Source organism: Muricoccus vinaceus, from assembly GCF_042433125.1.
Lineage (GTDB): Bacteria > Pseudomonadota > Alphaproteobacteria > Acetobacterales > Acetobacteraceae > Roseomonas > Roseomonas vinacea.
In genome coordinates, this window is the sequence record NZ_JBHLVZ010000098.1 from 60,137 (window position 1) to 85,209 (window position 25,073).

The following is a 25,073-nucleotide window of genomic DNA, read 5'->3' on the forward strand; positions in this document are numbered from 1 at the left end:
CTGGAAACGGCCCCCCTGCCCTCGCCGGCCTGAGCGGCCGTTCGCCCGCGCCGCGGATCAGCCGCCCGGCAGTTCGCGCACAAAGGCGCGCCAGTCTTCCTGCTTGGCCGCCGCGCGCTCCGTGCCATCGGGCATCCTGGCATAAAGGCTGAGAACGCCGCGGGCCCAAAGGGCATCAAAAGCGGCCTCGCTGGAAAGGGCAAAGGCGGCGCTGCGGTCGAACACGCCGTCCCGGACCTTGGGCAGCACCTTCAGGATCCACCAGGTCGTGCCCGCCGCCAGGATGGCGAAGCCCACCCAGGTGTGGATGTAAAGGGTGGCCAGAAACGAAACCGCCAGCAGGATGGCGGGGATCGTGACGTTCTCCAGGCTACGATACACCGGGGATCCGGGAGCGTTCATCTGCCGGATGTTGATGCCCAGCTTCACCTTCTGCTCGTTCAGCAACCCGCGCAGGCGCTCCAGTTCCGTCATGTCCCAACCCCTGTCCCGGCGCGCAGTTCGAAGGCGGCCTCCATCAGGGCGCGGGTGTAGGGCGCCCGGGGCGCGGAGACCACCTGCTCCGTGTTCCCTTCCTCCACGAAGCGCCCGTCCTTCATGACGACGATGCGATGGGCCAGCGCTCGCACCACGCGGAGGTCGTGCGAGATGAAGATGTAGGCGAGGCCGCGCCGGACCTGCAGATCCCGCAGGAGGTCCACGACCTGGGCCTGGACCGACACGTCGAGCGCGCTGGTCGGCTCGTCCAGCACCACCAGCTCCGGTCCGAGAACCAGGGCACGGGCGATGGCGATGCGCTGGCGCTGCCCGCCGGAGAACTCGTGCGGGTAGCGGATCGCGGTGGCGGGATCGAGCCCGACCTCCTTGAGGGCGCCGGCCACCCGCTCGTCCCTGGCGGCGCGGGACAAGGCGGGTTCGTGCACCGCCAAGCCCTCCCCCACGATCTCGCCCACGCTCATGCGGGGGGAGAGGCTGCCATAGGGGTCTTGGAAGACCACCTGCATGCGCCGGCGCAGCGGGCGCAGGGCAGAGCGGGACAGGCCCTGGATGGGCGCCCCGTTCAGCAGGACCTCGCCGCCGGAGCGTTCGAGCTGAAGAAGGGCGAGGCCGAGGGTTGTCTTGCCGCTGCCGCTTTCACCCACGATCCCCAGCGTCTCGCCACGGTGGAGCGAGAGGTCCACGCCGTCCACGGCCTTCACCTGGGACACCACCCGGCGCAGCAGGCCGCGACGAATGGGGAAGTGCACGGAAACGCCACGCGCGCGCAGGATCTCGGGCGCGTCGGGCGGCAGGGCGGGGGCACGACCGCGGGGCTGGGTTTCGATCAGCATGCGCGTGTAGGGATGCGCGGGCCGCGAGAACACTGCCTCGACGCTGCCCTGCTCCACGGCGGCGCCGTCCTTCATGACAACGACGCGGTCCGCGTGGCGGCGGACAATGGCCAGGTCGTGGGTGATCAGCAGCATGGCCATGCCAAGCTCACGCTTCAGCTTCGCCAGCAGTTCCAGCACCTGAGCCTGGATGGTGACGTCGAGCGCCGTGGTGGGCTCGTCCGCGATCAGCAGGCGGGGGTCGTTGGCCAAGGCAACCGCGATCATCACCCGCTGGCGCTGGCCGCCCGAGAGCTGGTGCGGAAAGGCATCCAGCCGCTCCGCCGCCGCGCCGAGGCCGGCCCGCTGCAGAAGCTCGATGGCCCGCGTGCGGAGAGCCGCGCCGCGCAGCGGGCGGTGCAGGGTGATGGCCTCCGACACCTGCCGCCCCACGCTGTGCAGCGGGTTGAGGGAGGTCATGGGCTCCTGGAACACCATGCCCGCCACGCCGCCGCGCAAACGCTGCAACTCGGCGGGGGTGGCGTTCAGGACATCCACTCCGTCGAGCACGACCTGCCCAGCGGGATTGCCGCCGCCGGGGCCGAGGAGGCGAAGGCAGGACAAGGCGGTGACGCTCTTGCCGCTGCCGCTCTCCCCCACCAGGGCCACGGTCTCGCCGGGGCTCACAGAGAAGGAGACGCCCTGCACCACCGTCTGTCCCCGGAAGGCGACGGAAAGGTCCCGCACGTCGAGCAAGGGAGCGTTCACCGGCCGCCTCCCGGCTGCTTGCGGGGATCAAAGGCGTCCCGCACCGCCTCTCCAACAAAGGCCAGCAGGGTGAGCATGCCGCCCAGCACCACGAAGGCGGTGATGCCGAGCCAGGGGGCCTGCAGGTTGTTCTTGGCCTGGGAAACGAGCTCGCCCAGGGAGGGCGAGCCGGGCGGCAGGCCGAAGCCCAGGAAGTCAAGGCTGGCGAGCACCGTCACGGAGCCGGCCAGGATGAAGGGCAGCATGGTCAGGGTGGCCACCATGGCGTTGGGCAGGATGTGGCGGGCCATCAGCCGGGCATCGGACACGCCAAGCGCGCGGGCGGCGCGGACATAGTCGAGGTTGCGGCCGCGCAGGAACTCCGCCCGGACCACGCCCGTCAGCGCCATCCAGGAGAAAAGGAGAAGGAAGCCGAGCAGGGAGAGAAAGCTCGGCTCGATCACACTGGCCAGGATGATCAGCAGCAGGAGCTGGGGCATGCCCGACCAGATCTCGATCACCCGTTGGAAGATCAGGTCCACCCAGCCGCCGTAATAGCCCTGCACCGCCCCCGCTGCGACGCCGATGACGGAGGACAGGATGGTGAGCGTGAAGCCGAACAGCACGGAAATGCGGAACCCGTGGATGACGCGGGCCAGCACGTCCCGCGCCTGGTCGTCGGTGCCCAGCAGGTTGCGGGCGGAGGGCGGAGAGGGAGCAGGGCGGCCGAGATCGCGCACCACGGTGCGGTGGCTGTAGCGGATCGGCGGCCAAAGAGCCCAGCCACGCTTCTCCACCTCTTCCGCCAGCACGGGGTCGTGCCAGTCGGCGGCGGTGGGAAAGCCGTCGCTCAGCAGGTCGCTCTCGGCATATTCGACGACCACGGGAAAGAACCAGTGCCCCTCCACCTTGGCGACGATCGGGCGATCGTTGGCGATCAGCTCGGCGAAGAGGGTGAGCAGGAACAGGACGGCGAAAACCCAGAGCGACCACCATCCGCGCCGGTTGGCGCGGAAGTTGGCGAAGCGGCGTCGCGTGAGCGGCGAGAGGGTCAACGGCGGGCGCTGAAGTCGATTCGAGGATCCACCAGCGTGTAGCTGATGTCGCCTACGATCTGCATGACAAGGCCGAGCAGGGTGAAGATGTAGAGGGTAGCGAACATCACGGGGTAGTCGCGCCGGATGGCCGATTCAAAGCCCAGCAGCCCTAGCCCATCCAGGCTGAACACGATCTCCACCAGCAGCGCGCCGGTGAACAGGATGCCGATGAAGGCGGCGGGAAAGCCGGCGATGATGATCAGCATGGCATTCCGGAAGATGTGCCCGTAGAGCACCCGCCCATCCCCCGCCCCCTTGGCACGGGCGGTCAGCACATACTGCTTGTTGATCTCGTCCAGGAAGGCGTTCTTGGTCAGCATGGTCAGGCCTGCGAAGCCGCCCACCACCAGGGCGACCGTGGGAAGCACCATGTGCCAGGCGTAGTCGGCCACGCGCTCCCAGAAGGGCCAGGACGCGCTGCCGCTGGTGGTCAGCCCACGGAGCGGGAACCACTGCACGAAGGACCCACCGGCGAAGATCACCACCAGCAGGATGGCGAAGAGAAAGCCTGGGATGGCATAGCCCAGCAGCACCACGCCGGAGGTCCAGGCATCGAAGCGCGTGCCGTCCCGCACGGCCTTGCGAATGCCCAGCGGGATGGAAACGAAATAGATGATCAGGGTGGACCAGAGGCCGAGCGAGATGGAGATCGGCAGTCTTTCCTTGATCAGGTCGATCACCGGACGGTCGCGGAACAGGGACCGGCCGAAGTCGAAGCGGAGGTAGTTGCCGATCATCTCCACGAAGCGCTCGGAGGCGGGCTTGTCGAAGCCGAAGCTGCGCTCGATCTCGGCCACCACGGCCGGATCCAGGCCGCGGGCGCCGCGATAGGTGGAGCGCGGGCCCTCGCCGCTGGTCTGGTCCTGCGGCCGGGGCGCGCGGGTTTCGCCGCCGCCCTCGCCGGTCAGGCGGCCAAGGGCGGTGTTCCCCTCCCCGCGCAGTTCGGCGAGCATCTGATCCACCGGCCCGCCAGGGGCGAACTGGGTGACGGCGAAGTTGATGAGGATGATGCCGAACAGCGTCGGCACCAGCAGCAGCACGCGCCGGAGGATGTAAGCGCCCAACGCGCCTAGCCCGCGGCCCGGGCGGCGGCCAGGGCACGTTCCTTGGCAGCGTCCACCCACCAGCTGTCGAGGCCCAGCGCGCGCTTCGGATTGCGCTCGGGGCGGCCGAACTTGTCCCACCAGGCCAGGCGGAAGGTGCGGCTGTGCCACTGTGGAATGGAGTGGAAGCCCCAGAGCAGCACACGGTCCAGTGCCCGGCAGGCCGCGGTGAGTTCGGGCAGGGAGGGCGCGTTGACGATCATCTCCACGATCTCGTCTACCACCGGGTCCTTGATGCCAACGGTGTTGCGGCTGCCATTCTCGTCGGCCTTGGCGGATGTCCAGAAGTCGCGCTGCTCGTTGCCGGGGGAGGAGGACTGGCCGAAGACCTCCACCGTCATGTCGTAGTCGAAGGCGTCCATCCGTACCTGGTATTGCGGCGGGTCCACGGTGCGGACGCGGGCCTCGATACCCAGGCGCTGGAGGGACTGGATATAGGGCAGGGCCACGCGCTCGAAGGTCGGGCCGTTGAGCAGGATCTCGAACTCAAAGCGCTGGCCCTGCGCGTTGGTCAGGCGGCGGTCCCGCACGGTCCAGCCCGCCTCGCGCAGCAGATCGAGCGCGCGGCGGGCGCCATCCCGGTTGTTGCCGGAGCCATCGGTGGCGGGAAGCTTGAACTCGCGGGCGAGGACCCCGGGAGGCAGGCGGTCCTTGAAGCGCTCCAGGATCTCGCGCTCCCGGCCTTCGGGCAGGCCGCGCGCGGCGAAGTCGGAGTTGGAGAAGTAGGAGCTGGTCCGGGTGTAGGAGTTGTAGAAAAGGTTGGCGTTCATCCACTCGAAGTCGAAGACCAGTCCCAACGCCTCGCGCACGCGGCGGTCCCCGAAGAGCGGCCGGCGCTCGTTCATGATGAAGCCCTGCAGGCCCGTGGGCAGCTCGTGGCGGATTTCGTCCCGCTTCACCCAGCCGCGGCGCACCGCCGGAAAGTCGTATCCGGTGGCCCAGTCGCGGGCCACGTTTTCCGTGCGGAACTCGATCTGCCCGGCCTTGAAGGCCTCCAGCGAGACGGTGGCGTCGCGATAGTACTCGTAGCGCATGAAGTCGAAGTTGTTGGTGCCCTTCATGGTCGGCAGGTCGCGGCCCCAGTAGTCGGGCACGCGGCGATAGGCGATGGACCGGCCGGCCTCGAAGCGCTCGATTCTGTAGGGACCGGAACCGAGGGGCGGCTCCAGCAGGGGGCGGGCGAAGTCGCGCCCTTCCCACCAATGCTTTGGCAGGACCGCGAGTTGGCCGAGGATGAGCGACAATTCCCGGTTCTGGTCGGTGGAGAAGCGAAAGGTGACCCGGCGGGGAGTCTCGGCCACCACCTCGGTCACGTCCGCCCAGTAGGCGCGGTAGAAGGGGCGGCCGTGCTGGCGGAGGGTGTTGAAGCTCCAGACAACGTCATCGGCCGTGATGGGGCGGCCATCATGCCAGCGGGCGCCCTCGCGCAGCTCGAAGGTAACGCCGCGCTTGTCGGCGGGAAGTTCCACGATGCCGGCCAGGTGGCCGTACTCAGCACTGGGTTCGTCGGAGCTTTCCTTGAGCAAGGTGTCGTAAAGCACGCCGCTGCCGACCGCCGCGGTGCCGCGCAGGATATAGGGATTAAAGCTGTCGAAGCTGCCGAGGGCGTAGAGGGTGATCTCGCCGCCCTTCGGGGCATCCGGGTTCACCCAGGGAAAATGGGTGAACCCGGCCGGCAATGCCGGCTCGCCCAACAGCGACAGGGCATGGACCCGGCGAGGCCCACTGCCCGGAGGCACTCCTTGGGCGAGGATGGGCGAGGCTGCGGCCAGACCAGTGGAAAACCCGGTGGCGAGGAGGGTGCGGCGGAGCATGGATGGAGAGTGGGGGCTAAACCCTTTTCCCTCAACAGGGCCCGTCAGGCGGAGAGCAGCGCGATGCAGGCGGGCAGCAGGGCGGGGTCCCCGACGGCCAGCACGTCGCCCGGCGATTCCAGGGTCAGCGGCCGCCCCGCATGGTCGGTCACGCGGCCACCGGCGCCTTCGAGCACGGGAACGAGGGCGCCCCAGTCCCAGGGCTTCATCGCGGCTTCCACCACGATATCCACGAGGCCCAGCGCCATCAGACCGTAGGCGTAGCAGTCCCCGCCCCAGGTGGTGCGCCGGGCGGCGGTCCGAAGGGCTTGGAAGCCCTCATCCTGGCCGGGCGGGAACATGTCGGGGCTGGTGCAGGAAAGCTCGGCCTGGGCGACATCCGGGCAAGGGCGGCAGCCCACCATGCCGCCGAGAGGGCCGCGGAAGGCCGTGGGCCGGCCCTCGACGCCGATCCAGCGCTCCCCGGTGGCAGGCTGGTCGATGAGGCCGAGAACGGGGCGCCCGCGGTGGAACAGGCCGATCAGCGTACCGAAAAGCGGGCGGCCGGTGATGAAGGCGCGGGTGCCATCGATCGGATCAAGCACCCAGACCCATTCGGCATCTGGCCGGTCGGGGCCGTATTCCTCGCCGATCACGCCGTGATCCGGAAGGGTACGGGCGAGATGGTCGCGGATGGCGCGCTCAGCGGCACGGTCCGCCTCGGTGACGGGACTGGCGTCACCCTTGGCTTCGACCAGCAGGGCGGAACGGAAAAGGGGGCGGATCACCGCCCCCGCCAGGTCCGCCGCGACCTCGGCCGCAGCGACCATTCCTTCCATCAGGGCAGGGGAACCGGGTTGGCCGAGAGGGAACGGAGATAGCTGATCACGTCCGCGCGCTGCTGCGCCTGGTTCAGGCCGGCGAAGGCCATACGGGTGCCAGGCACCGCGGCAGCGGGCTTGTTCAGGAAGGCGTTCAGCGCCTCGTAGTCCCAGGTCTTGTCGTGCAGACCCTTCATGCCCGCGGAATAGTTGAAGTCCTCGCGGTGGGCGTGAGGACCGCCGACGACGCCGTAAAGGTTCGGGCCGACCGCGTTGCGACCGCCCTCGTTGAAGCTGTGGCAGGCGGCGCAGACGCGCGTGGCGATGCCGCGGCCGGTCTCCACATTGGCGTTGGCCAGCAGCGGCGCGATCGGCTCCAGCGCGGGTGCGGCGGCTGGAGCCGCAGCAGCCACGACCTCACCCGTCGCGATGGCGGGCTTCTCCAGGCGGTGCGGACTCACGGCCAGGCCGCCGACGAGGCCCGCGACCATGAAACTGATGCCGGCGGTGAGGACCGCCGCAAATGCCTTGTTCGTTTCCAGGCTCATACGCGCTGCCAAGTCCCGTGCTGTGCCGCCCCCGGCGCGCGGCGGCCCGCGCGTTTGCGCAGCCCTGCCGTCGCGGCTAGAAGCCGGCGGACCATAATGTTCCCAGGTCCCCACCACAACCCGTGGCCGCCCATTGGGATGCGTGGAAGATAGGGTCACCGCCGCAAAGGGCTAGCCTTGAACCCGATCATCCTGATTCCGGCCCGCATGGCCTCCACCCGCCTTCCGGGCAAGCCGATGGCGGACATCCACGGCCGCCCGATGATCGTCCATGTGCTGGAGGCCGCACGTGCCGCGGGGATCGGCCCGGTGGCGGTGGCCTGCGACTCCCCGGAGATCGAGGCGGCGATCAGCGCGGCCGGGGGCACCGCCGTGATGGTGGCCGAGGACCTTCCCTCGGGCACGGACCGGATCGAGCGTGCCCTGGCCATCCTGGACCCCGGCGGCGCGCATGACGTGGTGGTGAACCTGCAGGGCGACCTTCCGGCCATCCTGCCCGCCCTCCTGCGAAGCGTGCTCTCGCCGCTTTCGGACCCGGCGGTGGACATCGGAACCCTTGTCGCCCCCGTGGTGAGCGCGGAGGAGGCGGCGGCGCCGAGCGTGGTGAAATGCGCCTGCGCCTTCCCGCCGGGCGCGACGCTGGCGCCCGCCCTCTACTTCTCCCGCCAGTGCATTCCTTCGGGGGAAGGGCCGCTCTGGCACCACATCGGGCTCTATGCCTTCCGGCGCGCGGCGCTGGCCCGGTTCGTGGCCCTGCCGGCCAGCCCGCTGGAAACCCGGGAGAAGCTGGAGCAGCTCCGCGCGCTGGAGGCGGGGATGCGGATCGGGGTGGCGCGGGTGGACCATGCGCCCTTCGGCGTGGACACGCCCGCGGATCTCGCCCGTGCCCGGGCCGTCCTGCATCCCGGCCTGCCTGCGCACCGCCCCGACCAGACCTCCTGACCCATACCTTGAGGCGGAACCAGCCCGTGACCCAGACTTTGTCCAAGATCATCGCCTTCCAGGGGCTTCCCGGCGCCTATTCCGACCTCGCCTGCCGCGCCGCCTATCCCGGCTGGACCACCCTGCCCTGCCCCTCCTTCGAGGCAGCAATGGCGGCCGTGCGGGAGCACCGGGCGGAGCTGGCGATGCTTCCCTGCGAGAACTCCCTGGCCGGGCGGGTACCCGACATCCACCGCCTGCTGCCAGAATCGGGGCTTCACGTGGTGGGCGAGCACTACGAACGGGTGGAGCACTGCGTCCTGGCCCCGGCGGGCGCCACGCTGGAAACCATCCGCCGTGCGCATTCCCACCCTGTGGCGCTCGGCCAGGTGCTGAATCTGCTTCGCGACAGGCGCTGGGAGGCCGTGATCGAGGCCGACACCGCCGGCGCCGCCCACCTGATCGCCGAGCGCGGCGGCGTGGAGGACGCGGCCATCGCTTCCTCGCTCGCGGGGGAGATCTACGGGCTGCAGATCCTCAGGCGGAACGTGGAGGACGAGGCGCACAACACCACACGCTTCTATGTCATGTCGCGCGAGCCCATCCTGCCCCCGGTATCGGCGCCGGACAGCGTCACCACCTTCGTTTTCCGGGTCCGCTCCGTGCCGGCGGCCCTCTACAAGGCGCTGGGCGGCTTCGCGACGAACGGCGTGAACATGACCAAGCTCGAATCCTACATGCTGGACGGGCGCTTCACCGCCGTGCAGTTCCTTTGCGACGTGGACGGGCACCCGGACCAGCCGCCGCTCCGCCGCGCCCTGGAGGAGCTGCGCTTCTTCTCGCGCGAGGTGCATGTGCTGGGCTGCTATCCCGCCCATCCCTACCGGCACGAGCAGGCCGAGGCTGCGGAATAGGCCGCCGGCAGCCGCGCGATCCCGGCTTTCGCGACGGCCGCCCTTGCCGTAAGCAGGGCTCAATCAATCCGTTCAGGGAAAGGAACGTCCCCCGCATGTCATCCCGTGTGAACCGCCGCGCGCTGCTTTCCGCAGCCCCGGCCGCCGCCCTGCCCGTGGCCCTGGCCGCCCCGGCCATTGCCCAGACCAACCCGGAGGTGCGCTGGCGCCTCACCTCCTCCTTTCCGCGCAACACCGACATCCTCTGGGGCACCGCCGAAGCCGTGGCCAAGCGGGTGGGGGAGCTGACCGAAGGGCGCTTCCGCATCCAGGCCTTCCCGGGTGGCGAGATCGCGCCGGCGCTCGCCGCGCTGGACGCCGTGCAGTCGGGCAGCATCGAGTGCGCCCACACCGCGTCCTATTACTATATCGGCAAGGACCCCTCGCTCGCCTTCTTCACGGCCGTGCCCTTCGGGCTGAACGCCCGCCAGAACACCGCCTGGCTCCGCTACGGCGGCGGGCAGGAGCTGATGAACGAGATGATGCGCGAGTACAACGCGGTCGCCTTCCCCTGCGGCGACACGGGCGCGCAGATGGGCGGCTGGTTCCGGCGCGAGATCCGCACCGTGGACGACATCAAGGGCCTGAAGTTCCGCATCACCGGGCTCGCGGGCCAGGTGTTCCAGCGGATGGGTGCCACGGCCTCCGTCGTTCCGGCCTCCGACATCTACTCCTCGCTGGAGCGCGGCACGATCGATGCGGCCGAGTTCGTCGGCCCGCATGACGACGAGAAGCTCGGCTTCGCCCGCGTGGCGCCGAACTATTACGCACCGGGCTTCTGGGAACCGGGGGCGCGCCTGCACCTCATTGCCAACCAGCGCGCCTATGACGCCTTGCCTGCCCAGTACAAGGCCGCGATTGCGGTGGCGACGGCCGAGGCGGATGCCGAGATGGTGGCGAAGTACGACGTGGCCAACCCGCTGGCGCTGCGGCGCTTGGTGGCGAGCGGCGCGCAGCTTCGCTTCTGGTCCCGCCCGATCCTGGAAGCCGCCTGGCGCGCCACCAACGAGGTCATGGACGAGCTCGCGGGCAAGAACGAGCGCTTCAAGAAAATCCTGGAGAGCCACCGCCGCTTCCGTGACGATGTTTATACGTGGCACCGGGTGAGCGAGAATTCCTTCGACAACTTCGCCTTCACGGCCTCGCAGACGGTGCGCTGAGGCGAGGCAGAGGTTAAGGAAAGGGGCGGGGCCGGGGGGCTCCGCCCCTTTTCCGTTTCTCTTTCCCCTTCCAAGCCCCCGCATCTGCTGTGACGGACCCTCATGGACCTTGCCGGCTTTTTGTCCGCCCTTCTGATGGGCGCGGTGGAGGGGCTCACCGAGTTCCTGCCCATCTCCTCCACGGGCCATCTTGTTCTGTTGCGCGAGCTGATCGGCTTTGAGGGGCCGCCGGGCAATGTTTTCGAGATCGCCATCCAGCTTGGTGCCGTCTGCGCGGTGGTGCTGGTCTACTGGGGCGACCTGTGGCGCATCGCCGGCGGCATGTGGCGTCCGGGGACGGTGGAGCGGTTCGCGGCCACGAACATCCTGCTTGCCTTCCTGCCGGCGCTGGTGATCGGCGGGTTGCTGCACGGACCGATCACGCGGCTTCTGTTCAATCCCTGGGTGGTCGCGGTGGCCCTGATCCTGGGCGGCATGGCCATCATCGTGATCGAGCGGCGGCGGCCTGTGCCCTCGATCGGGTCCATCCCCGAGATCGGGCCCATGGCGGCACTGCTGATCGGATTTGGGCAGGTGCTGGCGATGGTCCCGGGCACCAGCCGGTCCGGCGCCACCATCATCGCGGCGCTGCTGCTGGGGGTGGAGCGCCGGGCGGCGGCCGAGTTCTCCTTCCTTCTGGCTATTCCGACCATGTTGGCAGCGACCGTCTACAGCCTGTGGAAGGCCCGGCACGACCTGGATCTTTCCAGTCTCGGGCAAATCGGCGTGGGCTTTGCCGTCGCCTTCGTCGTGGCGCTGGTGGTGGTGCGCACGGTGCTGGCCTCGATCTCGCGCATCGGCTTCACCCCTTTCGGCTGGTACCGGATCGTGCTCGGGGCATTCATCCTTCTTTGGCTGAGCCTGCGCTGAACTTGTTGCCGCAGCATGCGGCTGAGCAAACCCGCGCGCAGCGCTCCTCGAGCGCGTCGTCAGGACTTCCGACGCTCATCTTGATAGCGTAACGGCAGGGTCTTGCACGAAGGGGGTGGGGCATGTCGGATTCACGAAAGCGCCTGGCTGCGCACCGATTCCGGTCGGTGCTTCTTGGAAGTGTCCTGGGCGGATTTCTGCTGCTGGGAACAGGGGCGTCAGCGCAGGCGCAGAGCTGGCCGGGCGATGCCGGGCCGGGCAGCGACATCCTGGGCCTGACAATGCGGCAGTACCAGCGGCTGGGCATGCCTCCTGTGGAAGTGAGGGAGCACGCGGAACGCGTGGTTCCCGGCCTGCCCGCCACAAATCCTACGCCTGCCGGTTCTGTTGGTGTTGGTTCGCCCGCGATCAGCCAGGCGGCCCCGTTACCGGCTTCAAGCGGGCGGATCTATCGGGCAAGTGGGGCGGCCGGGCGCCGCGTGACACCTGCCGCCCCGGGCAGATCTGCCGGCCACGAGTGGAAACTCAGGCGCGAACTGGCGATCCGCGACCGGGAGCTCCGCCCCCTACGGCGCCAGGTGCGGGACGGACACGGTTAAGCCGGAGGAAAATCCCGGCGCAAAAGCCCACCCGTTCTGTTCCGGCCTGGTCGGCTTTCCCTCAGGCAGGCTGGAGGGCCACCTCGTAATCGGCCTCGGTCTTGGCCCGCATCTCCTCCTCGGTGACGCCGGGCGCCAGCTCGATCAGGCGCATACGGCCGGCCTGCTTGTCGATCTGCATAACGCAGAGGTCCGTCACCACGAGATCCACCACGCCCTGCCCCGTCAGCGGCAGATTGCAGGCCTTCAGGAGCTTCGGCTTGCCCCCGGCGGTGTGCTCCATCAGGACGACCACCCGCTTCACGCCTGCGACCAGGTCCATGGCGCCACCCATTCCCTTGACCATCTTGCCCGGGATCATCCAGTTCGCGAGGTCGCCGTTCTGGGCCACCTGCAAGGCACCAAGGATGGACAGGTCGATGTGCCCACCCCGGATCATCGCGAAGCTGTCCGCCGAGGAGAAGAAGCTCGTGGTCGGCAATTCGGAGACGGTCTGCTTGCCGGCATTGATGAGGTCCGGATCCTCCTCCCCGTCGTAGGGAAAGGGGCCGATGCCGAGCATCCCGTTCTCGCTCTGCAATTGGACGGAGACGCCGTCGGGGATGTGGTTGGCGACCAGGGTCGGGATTCCGATTCCCAGGTTCACATAGAAGCCGTCCTCCAGCTCGCGGGCGGCGCGGGCGGCCATCTCGTCGCGGGTCCAGGCCATGGCTCGGCGCTCCTCAGCGGGTCGGAAGGGGGTCGGTGCCGGCGGCAGCAGGCGTGGCAGGGTCGGCGCGCTTGCGCGTGGTGCGCTGCTCGATCCGCTTGGGCGTGCCGGGCGGCACCACGATCATGCGCTTCACGTAGATGCCGGGGGTGTGGATGTTGTCCGGGTCCAGCTCGCCCTGGCCCACCATCTCCTCGACCTGCACCACAGTCATCCGGGCGGCGGTGGCCATCACCGGGTTGAAGTTCCGGGCGGTCTTGCGGAAGACGAGGTTACCCTCCGGATCGGCCTTCCAGGCGTGGACGATGGCGAGATCGGCCATGATGCCGCGCTCCATCACATAGGTGATGCCGTCGAACTCCTGGGTTGGCTTGCCCTCGGCCACGGCGGTGCCGACGCCGGTGCGGGTGAAGAAAGCCGGGATGCCGGCGCCGCCGGCGCGGATGCGCTCGGCCAGCGTGCCCTGCGGGTTGAACTCGATCTCGAGCTCCCCGGCCAGGTACTGGCGAGCGAATTCCGCGTTCTCGCCCACGTAGGAGGCGATCATTTTGCGGATCTGGCGGGTCTGCAGCAGCAGCCCGAGGCCGGCATCGTCCACGCCCGCATTGTTCGAGACAAAGGTGAGATTCTTCACGCCGCTGTCGCGGATCGCCTCGATCAGCAGACCCGGAATGCCGCAAAGGCCGAACCCGCCGGAGTGGATGAGCATCCCGTCGCGCAGCACGCCTTCCAACGCCGCCCGTGCATCCGGGAAGAGTTTTCTGCTCATCGGGCGTCGTCCTCCAGCGCTGATCGCGCCGGGAAGCTAGCCGCCCCACACGCTCCGAGAAAGGGGGGCGAGAAAGGTGCAAGGGGGGATTGCCTGCCTGCGGGGAGGCGGCTATATCGCGGCACCCCAGGGTGGGGGGCCATAGCTCAGTTGGGAGAGCGCTTGAATGGCATTCAAGAGGTCGTCGGTTCGATTCCGATTGGCTCCACCAGTTCGTACGGGGTGATGCGGGGCGCTCGGAAAGGGGCGCCCCGCTCCTCGTTCGGGCTATACCGGAATGGACCGGGAATGCAGGGTGCGCGGGCGGGGTCAGCCGCTCCGCCTTGAGATTCCCGAGACACCTGCCTTGCACCGTCTTCTCGGCACATAGATTGAACAGTTATCGCCCGGCTCCAATACCCAGTGTGGGTCGGCAACCCTGTCCCGGGCCATGGGTCCGGCCTCACCCCATCAGGATTTTGCCCCAATCTGGCACGACGCACACGAACAGTGTGCGGGCGCACCTTCACCGGACCGCCCTCCTACCTGGCACCACTCGGTCCAGCAGCCAAGGAACGGACCTCGCACCGGAAAATTCAGCCGACCCCAACGATCCGCCAGGCATAGTCCCGCCCGTCGGGCTCGGTGATTGTTACGTTCTCACCAGGCCGGCAGGGAACGTGGCCGCGCATCACCGCCTGGATCGGGGCATCGACCGGATTATCGTCGCGCCGGAAGAAGCGAAGCGCCCAGCCGGTATCGGCGTCATAGATCACGTCGCCATCCATCAGCCCCTGTTCAGGCCAGAAGCGGCGAGCGGGCCAGGGGGCAGGATCGGCGTACCAAGCCTGGGGGTCTGGGAAGCCCTGAGCGTCCAGCGAGAGGCGGACCTCGTAGCGGTGCTGGGGACTGCCTTCGGGGAGCCCAGTGCCGCCGCTCGGCGAAAGGACGACGAGCGGCATGGGAAACCTCCTTGGCAACGTGGTGGATGCGTGGCCGGCTAGATGGCCACCCTGACACCGAGCTCAACGACGCGGTCACTCGGGATACGGAAAAACTCCGTCGCCGGAACCGAGTTGCGCGACATGATTCCGAAGAGCCACTGCTGCCAGCGAGCCATCTTGGGCATGGCGGACGCGACAACCGTTTCGCGGCCAAGAAAATAGGAAGCCTGCATGGGGTCGTAGTTCACCCCGACCTCTTTCAGGCTTTCCAGTTCCTTCGGAATATTGGGGCTTTCCTGGAAGCCGTAGCAGAGGGAGATCCGATGGATTCCCGGGGCGAGCTCCTCCACCCGGCGGCGGTTGCGGACCTGGGGAACATCTTCGCCCGATACGGTCACAAACAAAACGCGCTCATGCAAAACCTTGTTGTGCTTCAGATTATGCAAGAGGGCGCTGGGCACGTAGTCGGCCTGGCTGGTCATGAACACAGCGATCCCTGGCACGCGGGTGGTGCGGGACTGGGGAAGGCGAGCCAGGAAGGACTTCAGCGGCAGGCTGTCCTGCCGGAAACGGCTGAACAACAGGTCCCGGCCGCGCCGCCAGGTGAGCATCATGGTGAAGATCGCGCCCCCCAGCACCAGGGGAACCCAGCCGCCATCCGGGATCTTCAGGACATTGGAGATGAAGAAAGCCAGGTCGAGAAGAAAGAGGGGAGTGAACACCCCGACAACCAGCGGCAGCGACCAGCCGAAGGTGCGCCGGAACACCAGGCCCGCCAGGGTGGAGGTGGCCAGGAAGGTGCCGGTGACCGCCAGACCGTAGGCGGCGGCGAGGCTGTCGGAATTGCGGAAAGACACCACCAGGATCAGCACGCCGAGCAACAGGGCGAAGTTCACCTGGGGCATGTAGATCTGCCCTTCCTCCGTCTCGCTGGTGTGACGAACGACGAGCCGTGGCAAAAAGCCGAGTTGCACGCACTGCCGGGCAATGGAGTAGGCGCCCGAGATCATGGCCTGGCTGGCAATGATGGTGGCCGCGGTGGCCAGGATGACAAGCGGGAGACGCAGCCATTCCGGAGCCAACAGGTAGAAGGGGTTTTCCAACGCGGCCCGGTCGGACAGGAGCAATGCTCCCTGGCCGAGATAGTTCAGCGCCAGGGCGGGCAGGACGAAGCCCACCCAGGCGACCTGGATCGGACGCCGGCCGAAATGGCCCATGTCGGCGTAGAGCGCCTCGGCCCCCGTGACGGCCAGCACGACGGAGCCGAGGGCGATGAAGGCGGCGAGATGGTAGGCGATGCAGAACTGCACGGCGTAATGGGGCGAAAGGGCGAGCAGCACCTCGGGTTCCCGCACCACCTCGATCAAGCCCAGGAGCCCGATCAGGCCGAACCAGACCACGGTGATCGGGCCGAAGACCGCGCCCATGCTCCCGGTGCCCCGGTACTGGAACAGGAACAGCGCCAGCAGGACCGCAAGCGAGAGTGGGATCACCGCGCCCTCGAAGGCAGGGGAGATGACCTTGAGGCCTTCCATGGCGGAGAGCACGGAAATAGCAGGGGTGATGGCGCCATCGCCGAAGAACAGGGCGGCGCCGGCAATGCCGACAACCGCGATGGTCCATCGGCCGCGCTCGGTCTGGGCCGCCCTCTGGGCAAGGGCCATGAGGGCGAGAATGCCCCCTTCCCCCTTGTTGTCGGCCCGGGTGACCAGCCAGACATACTTCACCGACACGACGATGATCAGCGACCAGATGATCAGGCTGAGGACGCCCAGGATCTCCCAGCGTTCGAGCCCATCCGACGAGAAGTGCAGCAACGCGGCCCGCATGGCGTAGAGCGGGCTGGTCCCGATGTCGCCGTAGACGATGCCGAGGACGCCGAGCAGGGCAGCCGCGGTGAGCGGCTGCCGCTGGCCGTGAATGGCCTCTGATGTCACGTCGATCGCCTGCAATGGTTTGTCAGCGGCGGCATAGGGCTGCCGCCTAGCACCCTGCAACCCCTGGACCTGGCCTCAGGTTGCAAGGGGTGCCAGGCCGGGTCAGTGGCCGCGCAGGATCTGAGACAGGAAGAGCTTCAGACGGTCGGTCGAAGGCCGGTTGAATATCTGCTCGGGCGGGCCCTGCTCCACCACCTCGCCGCGGTCCATGAAGATGACGCGGTCGGCGACCTGCTGGGCGAAGCCCATTTCGTGGGTGACCACCACCATGGTCATGCCGTCCTCGGCGAGCCCGACCATGGTGTCGAGCACCTCCTTGATCATCTCGGGGTCCAGCGCCGAGGTCGGCTCGTCGAAGAGCATGATCTTGGGCTTCATGCAGAGCGCGCGGGCGATGGCGACACGCTGCTGCTGCCCACCGGAGAGCTGCCCCGGATACTTGTTCGCCTGTTCCGGGATCTTCACCCGGCGCAGGTACTCCATGGCCAGTTCTTCCGCGTCCTTCTTGGGCATGCGGCGGACCCAGATCGGGGCCAGGGTGCAGTTCTCGAGGATCGTGAGATGCGGGAAGAGGTTGAAGGACTGGAACACCATGCCGACCTCGCGCCGGATCGCGTCCAGCGACCGGACGTCGTCGGTCAGCTCCGTACCGTCCACCAGAATACGACCTTCCTGGTGCTGCTCCAGGCGGTTGATGCAGCGGATCATGGTGGACTTGCCCGAGCCCGAAGGACCGCAGACCACCACCCGCTCCCCGGTTGCAACCTGGAGCGAGATGTCGCGCAGCACGTGCATCGTGCCGTACCACTTGTTGACCTTGTCCAACTGGATGGCTGGCGGGCCGTCGGCCTGGACGGCGGATGCGATGTGGCCTTCGGCGAGGGCGGCGCTCATGGCGTTGTCCTTGGGTCCTGGCTGGAGGGGCGGGTTCAGCGGACGCGGTGGCGGTTCAACTCCGCCTCCAGGTTCTGGCTGTAACGGGACATGGCAAAGCAATAGATGAAGTAGATCAGCGAGATGGCGATATAGACCTCGACGCCGAAGCCCTGCCAGGCGGGCTCCACGATCGCAGTCTTGCCGGCCGTCAACAGGTCGAAGATACCAATGATCAGCACCAGCGACGTGTCCTTGAAGAAGCCGATGAAGGTGTTCACCAGCGGCGGAATCACCAGCCGCAGGGCCTGGGGAAGGATGATGAAGCCGGTCTTGTGCCAGTAGGACAGGCCGAGCGCATCGGCTGCCTCGTACTGCCCCTTGGGCAGCGCCTGCAGACCGCCGCGCACCACCTCGGCCAGGTAGGCGGCGGCAAAGAGGATAACGGCCACCTGGGCGCGCAGCAGCTTGTCGATGTTGATCCCCTCGGGAAGGAAAAGGGGAAACATGACGCTGGCCATGAAGAGCAGGCTGATCAGCGGCACACCGCGGATGATCTCGACATAGGCAATGCAGAGCACGCGGATGGCGGGCATCGAGGAGCGCCGGCCCAGCGCCACCATGATGGCGAGCGGAAAGGCGAAGGCAAGGCCGAAGGTGGCCAGGATCAGCGTGATGGGCAGGCCGCCCCAGCGCTCCTGCGGAACGAACTCCAGCCCGAGCACGCCGCCCCACATCAGGACGCCGATCACCGTCAGGGTCACGGCCCAGACGATGGCCAGTTCCCAGCGCCAGAAGCGGCGCATGGCCGAGACGACGAACAGCGCGGTGAAGAGCACGCAGACCAGCGCCGGGCGCCAGTGCTGCTCATAGGGGTAGGTGCCGAAAAGGATGAAGCGGTGTTTCTCCGTGATCACGGCCCAGCAGGCGCCGGGATGGTCTGAACCCTTCAGGGCGCGGCAGGCCTGGGTCTGGTTGTTGGGCACCGACCAGATGGCGTTGATGAAGGCCCAGTCGATGAAGCTGAGCGCCCAGCGCAGGATGAAATAGGCCATCACCAGCGTCACCGCGGTGTTGAGCCAGGAGGAGAACAGGTTCGCCCGCATCCAGGCGGCCGGTCCGGTGGTCAGCGCCGGCGGCTGGCGCGGGGCTGCCTCCGGCACACCAGCGACCGAGCTTCCCAGGGAAATATCGCTCATCCCGTGCCCTCCTCAGCGCTCGACCAGCGCGATGCGGGAATTGTACCAGTTCATGAAAAGACTGATGGACAAGGAGATGGTCAGGTAGACCAGCATGATGATGGCAATGCCCTCGATCGCCTGCCCCGTCTGGTTCAGCGTGGTGTTGGCGATGCTGACGATGTCCTGATAGCCGATGGCGACGGCGAGAGACGAATTCTTGGTCAGGTTCAGGAACTGGCTGGTCATGGGCGGCACGATCACGCGCAGCGCCTGGGGCAGCACGATCTGGCGCAGCACCACGCCGGGCCTGAGGCCCAGCGCCTGTGCGGCCTCCCACTGGCCCTGGGCCACGGCCAGGATGCCGGCGCGCACGATTTCCGCGATGAAGCCGGCGGTGTAGGTGGTCAGGCCCACCAGCAGCGCGAAGTATTCGGGGCTGACGCTCATGCCGCCCTGGAAGTTGAAGCCGCGCAGCGCCGGCCATTCGATCCCAACCGGAGCGCCGCCGAGCCACCAGGCGACCAGCGGCAGGCCGATGAGGAAGCCAAGGGCGGCAGGCCAGATCGCGCGCGGCTGGCCGTCCTGCATCTGCCGGCGGCGCATGGCCTTGGCGAAGAGATAAAGCCCGCAGCATCCGACCGCGAAAGCCAGAAGTCCCCAGCTATGCCCAGCCTCCCAATCGAGGAAGGGAAGCTTCAGGCCGCGGTTGGAGAGGAACACACCCGTCACCGGGTTCAGCGCCTGGCGCGGCCCGGGCAAGCCCTGCAGCAGGGTGTACCAGAACAAAAGCTGCAGCAGCAGCGGGATGTCGCGGATCACCTCGACGTAAACGGCCGCCACCTTGGCCAGCAGCCAGTTCTTCGAGAGCCGCGCGATGCCGACGAGGGTGCCGAGGATGGTGGCCAGGATGATCCCGATCACCGCGACCTTCAGCGTGTTCAGCACGCCCACCATCAGGGCGCGAAGGTAGGTGCTGGCAGGCGTATACTCGATCAGGGCCTCGCCGATGGGGAGCCCGGCCTCACGGTTCAGGAAGCCAAAGCCCGTGGCGATCCGCCGCACCTCCAGGTTGTGCTGCGTGTTCCGCACGAGCCACCAGACAACGGCAATCACGATGCCGACGATCAGCACCTGCCAAAAAATGGCGCGCACCCGCTCATCCGCCCAGGACAGGCGGAGCGGTTTCTTCGGCGGGGCGCGGAACTGCCGCGGGTCGGTGGCGCTCTGCGACATCCAGGGGCCTCGTTGCTGTCGTCTGCTGGGCAGTCAGGTCCGGGAGGGCCCGGCGAAGAGCCCTCCCGGCATCGGGTTCAGCGGAAGGGCATGGCGTATTGCTGGCCGCCCGGCGTGGTCCAGAGGGCATTCGGTCCCCGCTGGATGCCGATGGGCTGCAGGTGCCGGGCGAAGATCTCGCCGTAGTTGCCGGTGGCCTTGATCATGTTCACCACCCAGTCGTTCGGCACGCCGAGCATCTGCCCGAGCCCGCCGTTCTTGCCGAGCATGCGCTGCACCTCCGGCCGGGCATCGTTGGCCGCCATCTGCGCGACATTGGCCTGGGTGATTCCCAGCTCCTCGGAGGCGACGAGCGCGTAGTGCACCCAGCGCACGAGGTCCGCGAAGCGTTGGTCGCCGTGGCGAACCAGCGGCCCCAGCGGCTCCTTCGAGATCACGTCGGGGAGGATCGTGTGCTCGGAAGGATTGGGCTGGCTGGCGCGCGTGGCAGCGAGGCCGGACACGTCCGTGGTGAAGGCATCGCAGCGGCCGGAAGCGTAGGCCCCGACGACCTCCTCCAGCCGCTCGATCACCACGGGGGTGAACCGGACGTTGTTGGCGCGGGCCCAGTCCGTGAGGTTCTGCTCGGTTGTGGTGCCGGGCTGGACGCAAATGGTGGCGCCGCTCAGCTCCTTGGCGGTCTTCACGCCAGCCGAGGTCCTCACCATGAAGCCCTGGCCGTCATAGAAGTTCACGCCCGTGAAATCGAGGCCAAGGCTCGTGTCGCGCGAGAGGGTCCACGTCGTATTGCGGGCCAGGATGTCCACTTCACCGGACTGGAGGGCGGTGAAGCGGCTCTGCGCGGTGGTGGGGACGAAGCGAACCTTGTTGGGATCGTTGAAGATCGCCGCGGCCAGCGCCCGGCAATATTCCACGTCGAAGCCGCGCCAAACGCCCTGGCTGTCGGGCTGGGCAAAGCCTGCCAGGCCGGTGTTGGTGCCGCAGACAAGGGTGCCGCGTGCCTTGATGGCGTCCAGGATCGACGCTCCGCCGGCCGGGGCGGGTGCCTGGGCCATGGCCGGGAAGGCGCCGAAGGCCGCCATGGCGACGGCCCCGAGAACGCCGAGCGTCGCGCGCCGCAAGGGCTGCAAAGTCATTCCTATCTCCCCGAAACTCGGAAGGGCACTCCCCTGGCCATGCTGCGCCAGGGATGTGCCCCGATCAACGCGGGATTGCGCGGACCGCAGGGCAGGCCCTTAGCGCCCCGGCGCGCGCGCGGCAATTCCGGGCACCCAGGCTTTCCGATCGGAACGTCAGGCGGCACGGTGAGGAAAGCGGGTGTCGCGTTGGCCACCGGGAGCATGCTGCAATCCCCGTGCCGGAGGCTGGACCGCCGCACACCATCGGCAAGGGAGGCCATGCCTGCTGCATCTCGATCACGCCCAGGTGGAAAGCCTGCTTCCCTGGCGATCGCTCATGGATGCCCTCGGCACCATGTTCCGAACCGGCTGCGAGGCGCCGCTGCGCCATGCCCATGCCTGGGCCGAAGGGGCTGAGCGCAACAGCCTTCTACTGATGCCAGCTTGGCAGGCCGGGCGCTACACCGGCGTGAAGATCGTGCACGTGGCCCCCGGCCACGCCCCGGCCGTCCATGCCACCTATCTCCTGTCGGACGCTCCCACGGGTGCGCCCCTGGCGCTGCTGGACGGGGGCGCGCTGACGGACCGGCGCACCGCTGCAGCCAGCGTGCTGGCGGCGCGGCACCTGGCGCGGCCGGACAGCCGGCGCCTGCTGCTTCTGGGAAGCGGGAAGGTGGCGCACGCGCTCGCCTCCGCTTATGTGGCGGCTTTCCCCATCGAGGATATCGCGGTCTGGTCGCGCGACCCTGCGCGGGCCGGCGCCCTGGTGGCCCGGTTGCGCGCCGCAGGGATGGCCGCGCGGGTGACGGAGGATCCCGATCCCTCGGACGCCGACATCGTCTCGGCCGCCACCCTCTCCCGCATGCCGCTGGTGCGGGGCGAGGCCATCCGGCCGGGCACGCATGTGGACCTCGTCGGCGCCTTCCGACCGGACATGCGCGAGGCGGATGCCGCGTTGCTCGCCCGCGCGACCCTTGTGGTGGACACCCGGCCGGGCGCGCTGGCCGAGGCCGGCGACGTGGTTCAGGCCGTAGCGGAAGGCGCCTTCGGGCCGGAGCATATCGCGGCGACCCTGACAGACCTCGTGCGCGGCAATCATCCGGGCCGGCGCGGCGTGGCGGAGGTAACGGTGTTCAAGTCGGTTGGCTGGGCTGGAGAGGACCTCGCCGCCGCTATCCTCGCCTATGAGGGCGCGACGGAAGGGGAGGCGAGGCAATAAGAACTCAGCCCGCGGGCAGTTCGATGACGGCGCCCTCCCCCTCCGCCTCGACCCTGGCGCCCAGCGCCTCCAGCGCGGCCCCGGCCTCCGGCGGCAAGCGCCAGCCCATGCCGATCCGCCTGCCCTCAAGGCGCAGGGGCGGGAGCGGGCCGGCGGGCAGGGCCGTGGCCCCTGAGGCGGCCAGGACAAGGGCCGCTTCCAGGCTGGGGGAGCGTCGCTCCACCAGGACCGGCGGCCCCTGGGTCTGCAATTCCAGAGGCCCACCCGCGGCCATGGCCAGCAAGGGCATCACCTCCTGCATGAAGCGTGTGGAGATGGCCCCCTTCACCCCTTCCTCCCGCCCGAGGGCAAGGAAGCCGCGCACAAGAGTGTCGTAGGAAACGGCGGCTTCCCGCGCGCGCAACACCTGCCGCGTCACCCGCTCCCCCTCCGGGAGGTGGGGCGCGGCGGCATCAAGGTTCGCGTTCATCACCATGGACAGGTTGTTAACGGCATGCCGAACCGGGCGCATCAGCAGGGCCATGGCCTGCTCGCTCACCGAGGCACCGGCGGACTTGCCAAGGGGCGGGCTCGCGCTTCCAGCCATCAGGAGGCGTGCCGGGCGATGAGGGGATGGCGCGTCGTCATCGGGGCAGTCCTTCAAGGATGTCGTGGAACAGGCGCGCCGGGAGGGTGCCGCCGCGGACATCATCCATAGGGGTCGCGTCGTCGTTGCCAAGCCATATGCCGATCACCGTGTTCCCGGAGAAGCCGACGAACCAGGCATCCCGGAAATCCTGGGTGGTGCCTGTCTTGCCCGCGGCCGCTCGGCCCGGGACGCCCGCCGCGCGGCCGGAGCCGCGGGAGACCACGGCTTCCAGCATGTGGCGGATCGCGGCGGCATCGGTGGGCTGCACGGCGCGCGCCGGCGCCGGGAGGTTCGGCGAAATGGGGCGACCTTCCGCGCGGGCAGCGGCGATGCCGTGCGGCGCCACCCGCATCCCGCCATTGGCGAAGGCCGCATAGGCGGCGGTCAGTTCCAGCAGGCTGGCCTCCCCGGTGCCCAGGGCAATGGTGGCATCGTTCGGGAAGGGGCCGGCGAGGCCGAGGCGGCGGGCAACGGCCGCCGCTTCCCGCGCCCCACCCGCGCGGGCCAGCACGCGCACGGCCGCGGTGTTGACGCTGTGGGCCAGCGCATCCTCCAGCGGCAGGTCACCGCGCGGACGCCAGGCGCCGTTACCCGGAGACCAGCGGCCAAGGGTGAGCGGCGCATCGGAGACGGTGGAATCCGGGGACAGGCCGTGCTCCAGCGCGGCCAGGTAGACAAAGGGCTTGAACACTGATCCCGGCTGGCGGCGGGCCGAAACCGCCCGGTTGAAGGGTCCGCGGCGGTAGTCCCGCCCGCCGGCCATGGCGCGCACGGCACCCGTGGCCGCATCCATCACCACCACGGCGCCCTGCCCCGCATCGGCGGCGGCCCCCGGCCCGGCCAGCAACGCCTCCAGCCTCTGCTCAACCAGCGCCTGGGTGCGCAGGTCGAGCGTGGTGCGAAGCGTGAGGTCGGCGGAGCCGGGGAAGCGGGAGGCGAGATCGTCGTTCACCCAGTCGGCGAACCAACCGGAGTCGCGCGAGGGACGCGGGGGGAAGGCGATGCGCTCGGCCTCCGACGCGGCCTGGGCCTCGGTCAGCGCGCCGTTCGCGGCCATGGCGCGCAGCACCTCCGCGCCGCGCCGCGCCGCTGCCTCGGGGTTGGCACGGGGGTTGAGGCGGGAGGGCGCGCGTGGCAGGCCGGCCAGCACCGCCGCCTGCCACACCGACAGCCGCCGTGCCGGCACACCGAAATAAAGCCGCGCCGCGGCATCCACCCCGTAGGCGCCGGCGCCGAGGTAAACGCGGTTGAGATAGATCTCGAGCAGTTGGTCCTTGGTGAAGCGGCTCTCCAGCCACAGGGCGAGCATGGCTTCCTGCACCTTGCGCCGGAGGGAGCGCTCGGGCGTCAGGAAGAGGTTCTTGGCCAACTGCTGCGTCAGCGTAGACCCGCCCTGCGCCACCCGGCCGGTGGTGATGTTCACCCAGGCGGCCCGCAGCAGGCCGAGTGGGTCCAGGCCGAAATGGGCACGAAAGCGCCGGTCCTCGATGGAGAGCAGGGCGGTCGGGACATGGAGCGGCAAGTCGCGCAGGCGCACCGTTTCTCCGTACAGGTCGCCGCTGGTGGAGAGCAGCCGGCCGTCGGCGGATTCAAGGGTCACCGAAGGGCGACGGGTCGCCTCCAGCGCGGTCTCCGGGCGCGGCAGGTCCCAGGCGAAGACCAGGAGCACAAGGCCGAGGGCCAGGCTGCCCCAAACCCCTGCAATCAGGGTCCAGGCCGCGATCCGGCGGGCAATTCTCCGTCTCGCCCTGACCGCGGAGGGCATGGCGGGAGGCGGGGAGCGCGGCTCGGGAGCGGCCGCCGCGGGGCGCGCGCGTCTCGATGGACCGGTGCGCGGGATGGTTGCGGTCGGAGCCCGTGGCATGGCTAAGGCACCGTAGCACACGCCTCCCTTTCCCGCACGGGGACGGGCAGGAGCCGCAGGAAGGAACCCGAACTGCGCGGGTCACCCCTGGAACACCCTGTGGCACCCTTCCTGTGCGCCAAACCGGGGGTGTTCCTGCCACACGCCCTTGCCGCGGCCGAGAGCGGCGCCCAGTCCGCCAAGCACGCGCAGAACCGCATCAACCCGCAACTCCGCCTGACACGCTGCGCCGGCCGCGCGGTGGGCATGGGCATCGCCAACGTGACCGCCGTGACAGGCATGCCCCCGCCGCGCACGCGGCCGGGCGGGGCCGGGCCGGGTGCCGGCAGAGCGCCACAGGTGGAGGCGTGGCGATTCGCTGGGCAGCGGCGTGCGGTCGCACCGGGTTCCTTCTGAGCCATCCATCTGGCACCCACGCGGTCACGCAGCCCTGGGCTGGTGGGGACGCGCGAGGATGCGCATCACCAGCCCGCAACATCATGCGCCCGCCCCGGGCGTAGCGGAGGATGCCGGATCGCGGAGGCGCGCTGCGCCGGGTGAGCGGCCCGTGTCCCATCATGTCTCGCTCGCGGGGCCTCATTCACCTGGCCTCATTCACTGCGCGCCCGCTCCGCCCTACCCTCGCGCCGCCCCGCCCGGGGCCTGCCGAAAGGAGCCG

Annotated in this window: 23 protein-coding genes and 1 tRNA gene; 7 read left to right on the forward strand and 17 right to left on the reverse strand. The window is 68.7% G+C overall.

From position 1 onward, the window contains the following. Window positions 1–57: 57 nt before the first annotated feature. The 7 genes from ACFFIC_RS27300 to ACFFIC_RS27330 all read right to left on the reverse strand — a co-directional run bounded on the left by ACFFIC_RS27300 (window position 58) and on the right by ACFFIC_RS27330 (window position 7,419). Window positions 58–474: a hypothetical protein gene (locus ACFFIC_RS27300; RefSeq protein WP_377056389.1), complete on the reverse strand. Its 417-nt coding sequence runs from the start codon at window positions 472–474 to the stop codon at window positions 58–60. Continuing rightward, window positions 471–2,078: an ABC transporter ATP-binding protein gene (locus tag ACFFIC_RS27305; protein WP_377056391.1), complete on the reverse strand. Its 1,608-nt coding sequence runs from the start codon at window positions 2,076–2,078 to the stop codon at window positions 471–473. The genes ACFFIC_RS27300 and ACFFIC_RS27305 overlap by 4 nt, the downstream gene beginning before the upstream one ends. Beyond that, window positions 2,075–3,112: an ABC transporter permease gene (locus ACFFIC_RS27310; RefSeq protein WP_377056393.1), complete on the reverse strand. Its 1,038-nt coding sequence runs from the start codon at window positions 3,110–3,112 to the stop codon at window positions 2,075–2,077. The genes ACFFIC_RS27305 and ACFFIC_RS27310 overlap by 4 nt, the downstream gene beginning before the upstream one ends. Continuing rightward, window positions 3,109–4,218, reverse strand: a complete 1,110-nt coding sequence (locus tag ACFFIC_RS27315; RefSeq protein ID WP_377056395.1) for a microcin C ABC transporter permease YejB — start codon at window positions 4,216–4,218, stop codon at window positions 3,109–3,111. The genes ACFFIC_RS27310 and ACFFIC_RS27315 overlap by 4 nt, the downstream gene beginning before the upstream one ends. Window positions 4,219–4,223: 5 nt before the next feature. Next, complete coding sequence (locus ACFFIC_RS27320) at window positions 4,224–5,936, reverse strand: extracellular solute-binding protein (RefSeq protein WP_377056397.1); 1,713 nt, start codon at window positions 5,934–5,936, stop codon at window positions 4,224–4,226. A gap of 179 nt (window positions 5,937–6,115) precedes the next feature. Next, window positions 6,116–6,889 (reverse strand): inositol monophosphatase family protein, encoded by a 774-nt coding sequence (locus tag ACFFIC_RS27325; RefSeq protein ID WP_377056399.1) that lies wholly within the window; start codon window positions 6,887–6,889, stop codon window positions 6,116–6,118. Beyond that, on the reverse strand, window positions 6,889–7,419 hold the full coding sequence (locus ACFFIC_RS27330; protein WP_377056401.1) for a c-type cytochrome: 531 nt from the start codon (window positions 7,417–7,419) through the stop codon (window positions 6,889–6,891). Before ACFFIC_RS27330 ends, ACFFIC_RS27325 begins: the two co-directional genes overlap by 1 nt. Window positions 7,420–7,596: 177 nt before the next feature. Here ACFFIC_RS27330 and ACFFIC_RS27335 point away from each other — a divergent pair, with 177 nt between their 5' ends. From ACFFIC_RS27335 to ACFFIC_RS27350, 4 genes are all read left to right on the forward strand, one after another. Then, window positions 7,597–8,361 (forward strand): 3-deoxy-manno-octulosonate cytidylyltransferase, encoded by a 765-nt coding sequence (locus ACFFIC_RS27335; RefSeq protein WP_377056403.1) that lies wholly within the window; start codon window positions 7,597–7,599, stop codon window positions 8,359–8,361. A 38-nt stretch (window positions 8,362–8,399) separates the two neighbouring features. Next, the gene (locus ACFFIC_RS27340) at window positions 8,400–9,254 is read left to right on the forward strand and encodes a prephenate dehydratase (protein WP_377056503.1); all 855 of its coding nucleotides are present in this window, start codon (window positions 8,400–8,402) and stop codon (window positions 9,252–9,254) included. 95 nt (window positions 9,255–9,349) lie between these two features. Beyond that, window positions 9,350–10,453: a TRAP transporter substrate-binding protein gene (locus tag ACFFIC_RS27345; protein ID WP_377056405.1), complete on the forward strand. Its 1,104-nt coding sequence runs from the start codon at window positions 9,350–9,352 to the stop codon at window positions 10,451–10,453. Between the two features lie 102 nt (window positions 10,454–10,555). After that, window positions 10,556–11,362 carry an undecaprenyl-diphosphate phosphatase gene (locus ACFFIC_RS27350; protein WP_377056407.1) on the forward strand — a complete coding sequence of 269 codons (807 nt, stop codon included), beginning with the start codon at window positions 10,556–10,558 and terminating at the stop codon, window positions 11,360–11,362. A gap of 660 nt (window positions 11,363–12,022) precedes the next feature. Here the strand turns inward: ACFFIC_RS27350 and ACFFIC_RS27355 are convergent. After that, a complete protein-coding gene (locus ACFFIC_RS27355) occupies window positions 12,023–12,670 on the reverse strand; it encodes a CoA transferase subunit B (RefSeq protein ID WP_377056409.1) in 648 nt (215 codons plus the stop codon). 13 nt (window positions 12,671–12,683) lie between these two features. Continuing rightward, the gene (locus tag ACFFIC_RS27360) at window positions 12,684–13,439 is read right to left on the reverse strand and encodes a CoA transferase subunit A (protein WP_377056411.1); all 756 of its coding nucleotides are present in this window, start codon (window positions 13,437–13,439) and stop codon (window positions 12,684–12,686) included. A 135-nt stretch (window positions 13,440–13,574) separates the two neighbouring features. Here ACFFIC_RS27360 and ACFFIC_RS27365 point away from each other — a divergent pair. Next, window positions 13,575–13,650 (forward strand) — tRNA-Ala (locus tag ACFFIC_RS27365). 364 nt (window positions 13,651–14,014) lie between these two features. Here the strand turns inward: ACFFIC_RS27365 and ACFFIC_RS27370 are convergent. The 6 genes from ACFFIC_RS27370 to ACFFIC_RS27395 form a co-directional block, all read right to left on the reverse strand. Further along, the gene (locus ACFFIC_RS27370) at window positions 14,015–14,380 is read right to left on the reverse strand and encodes a hypothetical protein (RefSeq protein ID WP_377056413.1); all 366 of its coding nucleotides are present in this window, start codon (window positions 14,378–14,380) and stop codon (window positions 14,015–14,017) included. Between the two features lie 38 nt (window positions 14,381–14,418). Continuing rightward, a complete protein-coding gene (locus ACFFIC_RS27375; protein ID WP_377056415.1) occupies window positions 14,419–16,299 on the reverse strand; it encodes a potassium transporter Kup in 1,881 nt (626 codons plus the stop codon). 102 nt (window positions 16,300–16,401) lie between these two features. Continuing rightward, a complete protein-coding gene (locus ACFFIC_RS27380; RefSeq protein ID WP_377056417.1) occupies window positions 16,402–17,193 on the reverse strand; it encodes an amino acid ABC transporter ATP-binding protein in 792 nt (263 codons plus the stop codon). Window positions 17,194–17,228: 35 nt separating this feature from the next. Then, window positions 17,229–18,371, reverse strand: coding sequence for an amino acid ABC transporter permease (locus ACFFIC_RS27385; protein WP_377056419.1), 1,143 nt, complete (start codon window positions 18,369–18,371; stop codon window positions 17,229–17,231). 12 nt (window positions 18,372–18,383) lie between these two features. Continuing rightward, window positions 18,384–19,586 carry an amino acid ABC transporter permease gene (locus ACFFIC_RS27390; RefSeq protein ID WP_377056421.1) on the reverse strand — a complete coding sequence of 401 codons (1,203 nt, stop codon included), beginning with the start codon at window positions 19,584–19,586 and terminating at the stop codon, window positions 18,384–18,386. Between the two features lie 77 nt (window positions 19,587–19,663). Further along, entirely contained in the window at window positions 19,664–20,722 is a 1,059-nt protein-coding gene (locus tag ACFFIC_RS27395; RefSeq protein WP_377056423.1) for an amino acid ABC transporter substrate-binding protein, read from the reverse strand. Window positions 20,723–20,990: 268 nt separating this feature from the next. On the opposite strand from ACFFIC_RS27395, the gene lhpI reads away from it, so the two are divergent. Continuing rightward, window positions 20,991–21,923, forward strand: coding sequence for a bifunctional Delta(1)-pyrroline-2-carboxylate/Delta(1)-piperideine-2-carboxylate reductase (lhpI, locus tag ACFFIC_RS27400; RefSeq protein WP_377056505.1), 933 nt, complete (start codon window positions 20,991–20,993; stop codon window positions 21,921–21,923). A gap of 4 nt (window positions 21,924–21,927) precedes the next feature. Here lhpI and ACFFIC_RS27405 read toward each other — a convergent pair whose 3' ends face one another. After that, a complete protein-coding gene (locus tag ACFFIC_RS27405; protein WP_377056425.1) occupies window positions 21,928–22,509 on the reverse strand; it encodes a hypothetical protein in 582 nt (193 codons plus the stop codon). Between the two features lie 37 nt (window positions 22,510–22,546). Continuing rightward, the gene (locus ACFFIC_RS27410) at window positions 22,547–24,316 is read right to left on the reverse strand and encodes a transglycosylase domain-containing protein (protein ID WP_377056427.1); all 1,770 of its coding nucleotides are present in this window, start codon (window positions 24,314–24,316) and stop codon (window positions 22,547–22,549) included. A gap of 198 nt (window positions 24,317–24,514) precedes the next feature. On the opposite strand from ACFFIC_RS27410, the gene ACFFIC_RS27415 reads away from it, so the two are divergent. After that, complete coding sequence (locus ACFFIC_RS27415) at window positions 24,515–24,811, forward strand: hypothetical protein (protein WP_377056429.1); 297 nt, start codon at window positions 24,515–24,517, stop codon at window positions 24,809–24,811. Window positions 24,812–25,073: the final 262 nt, after the last annotated feature.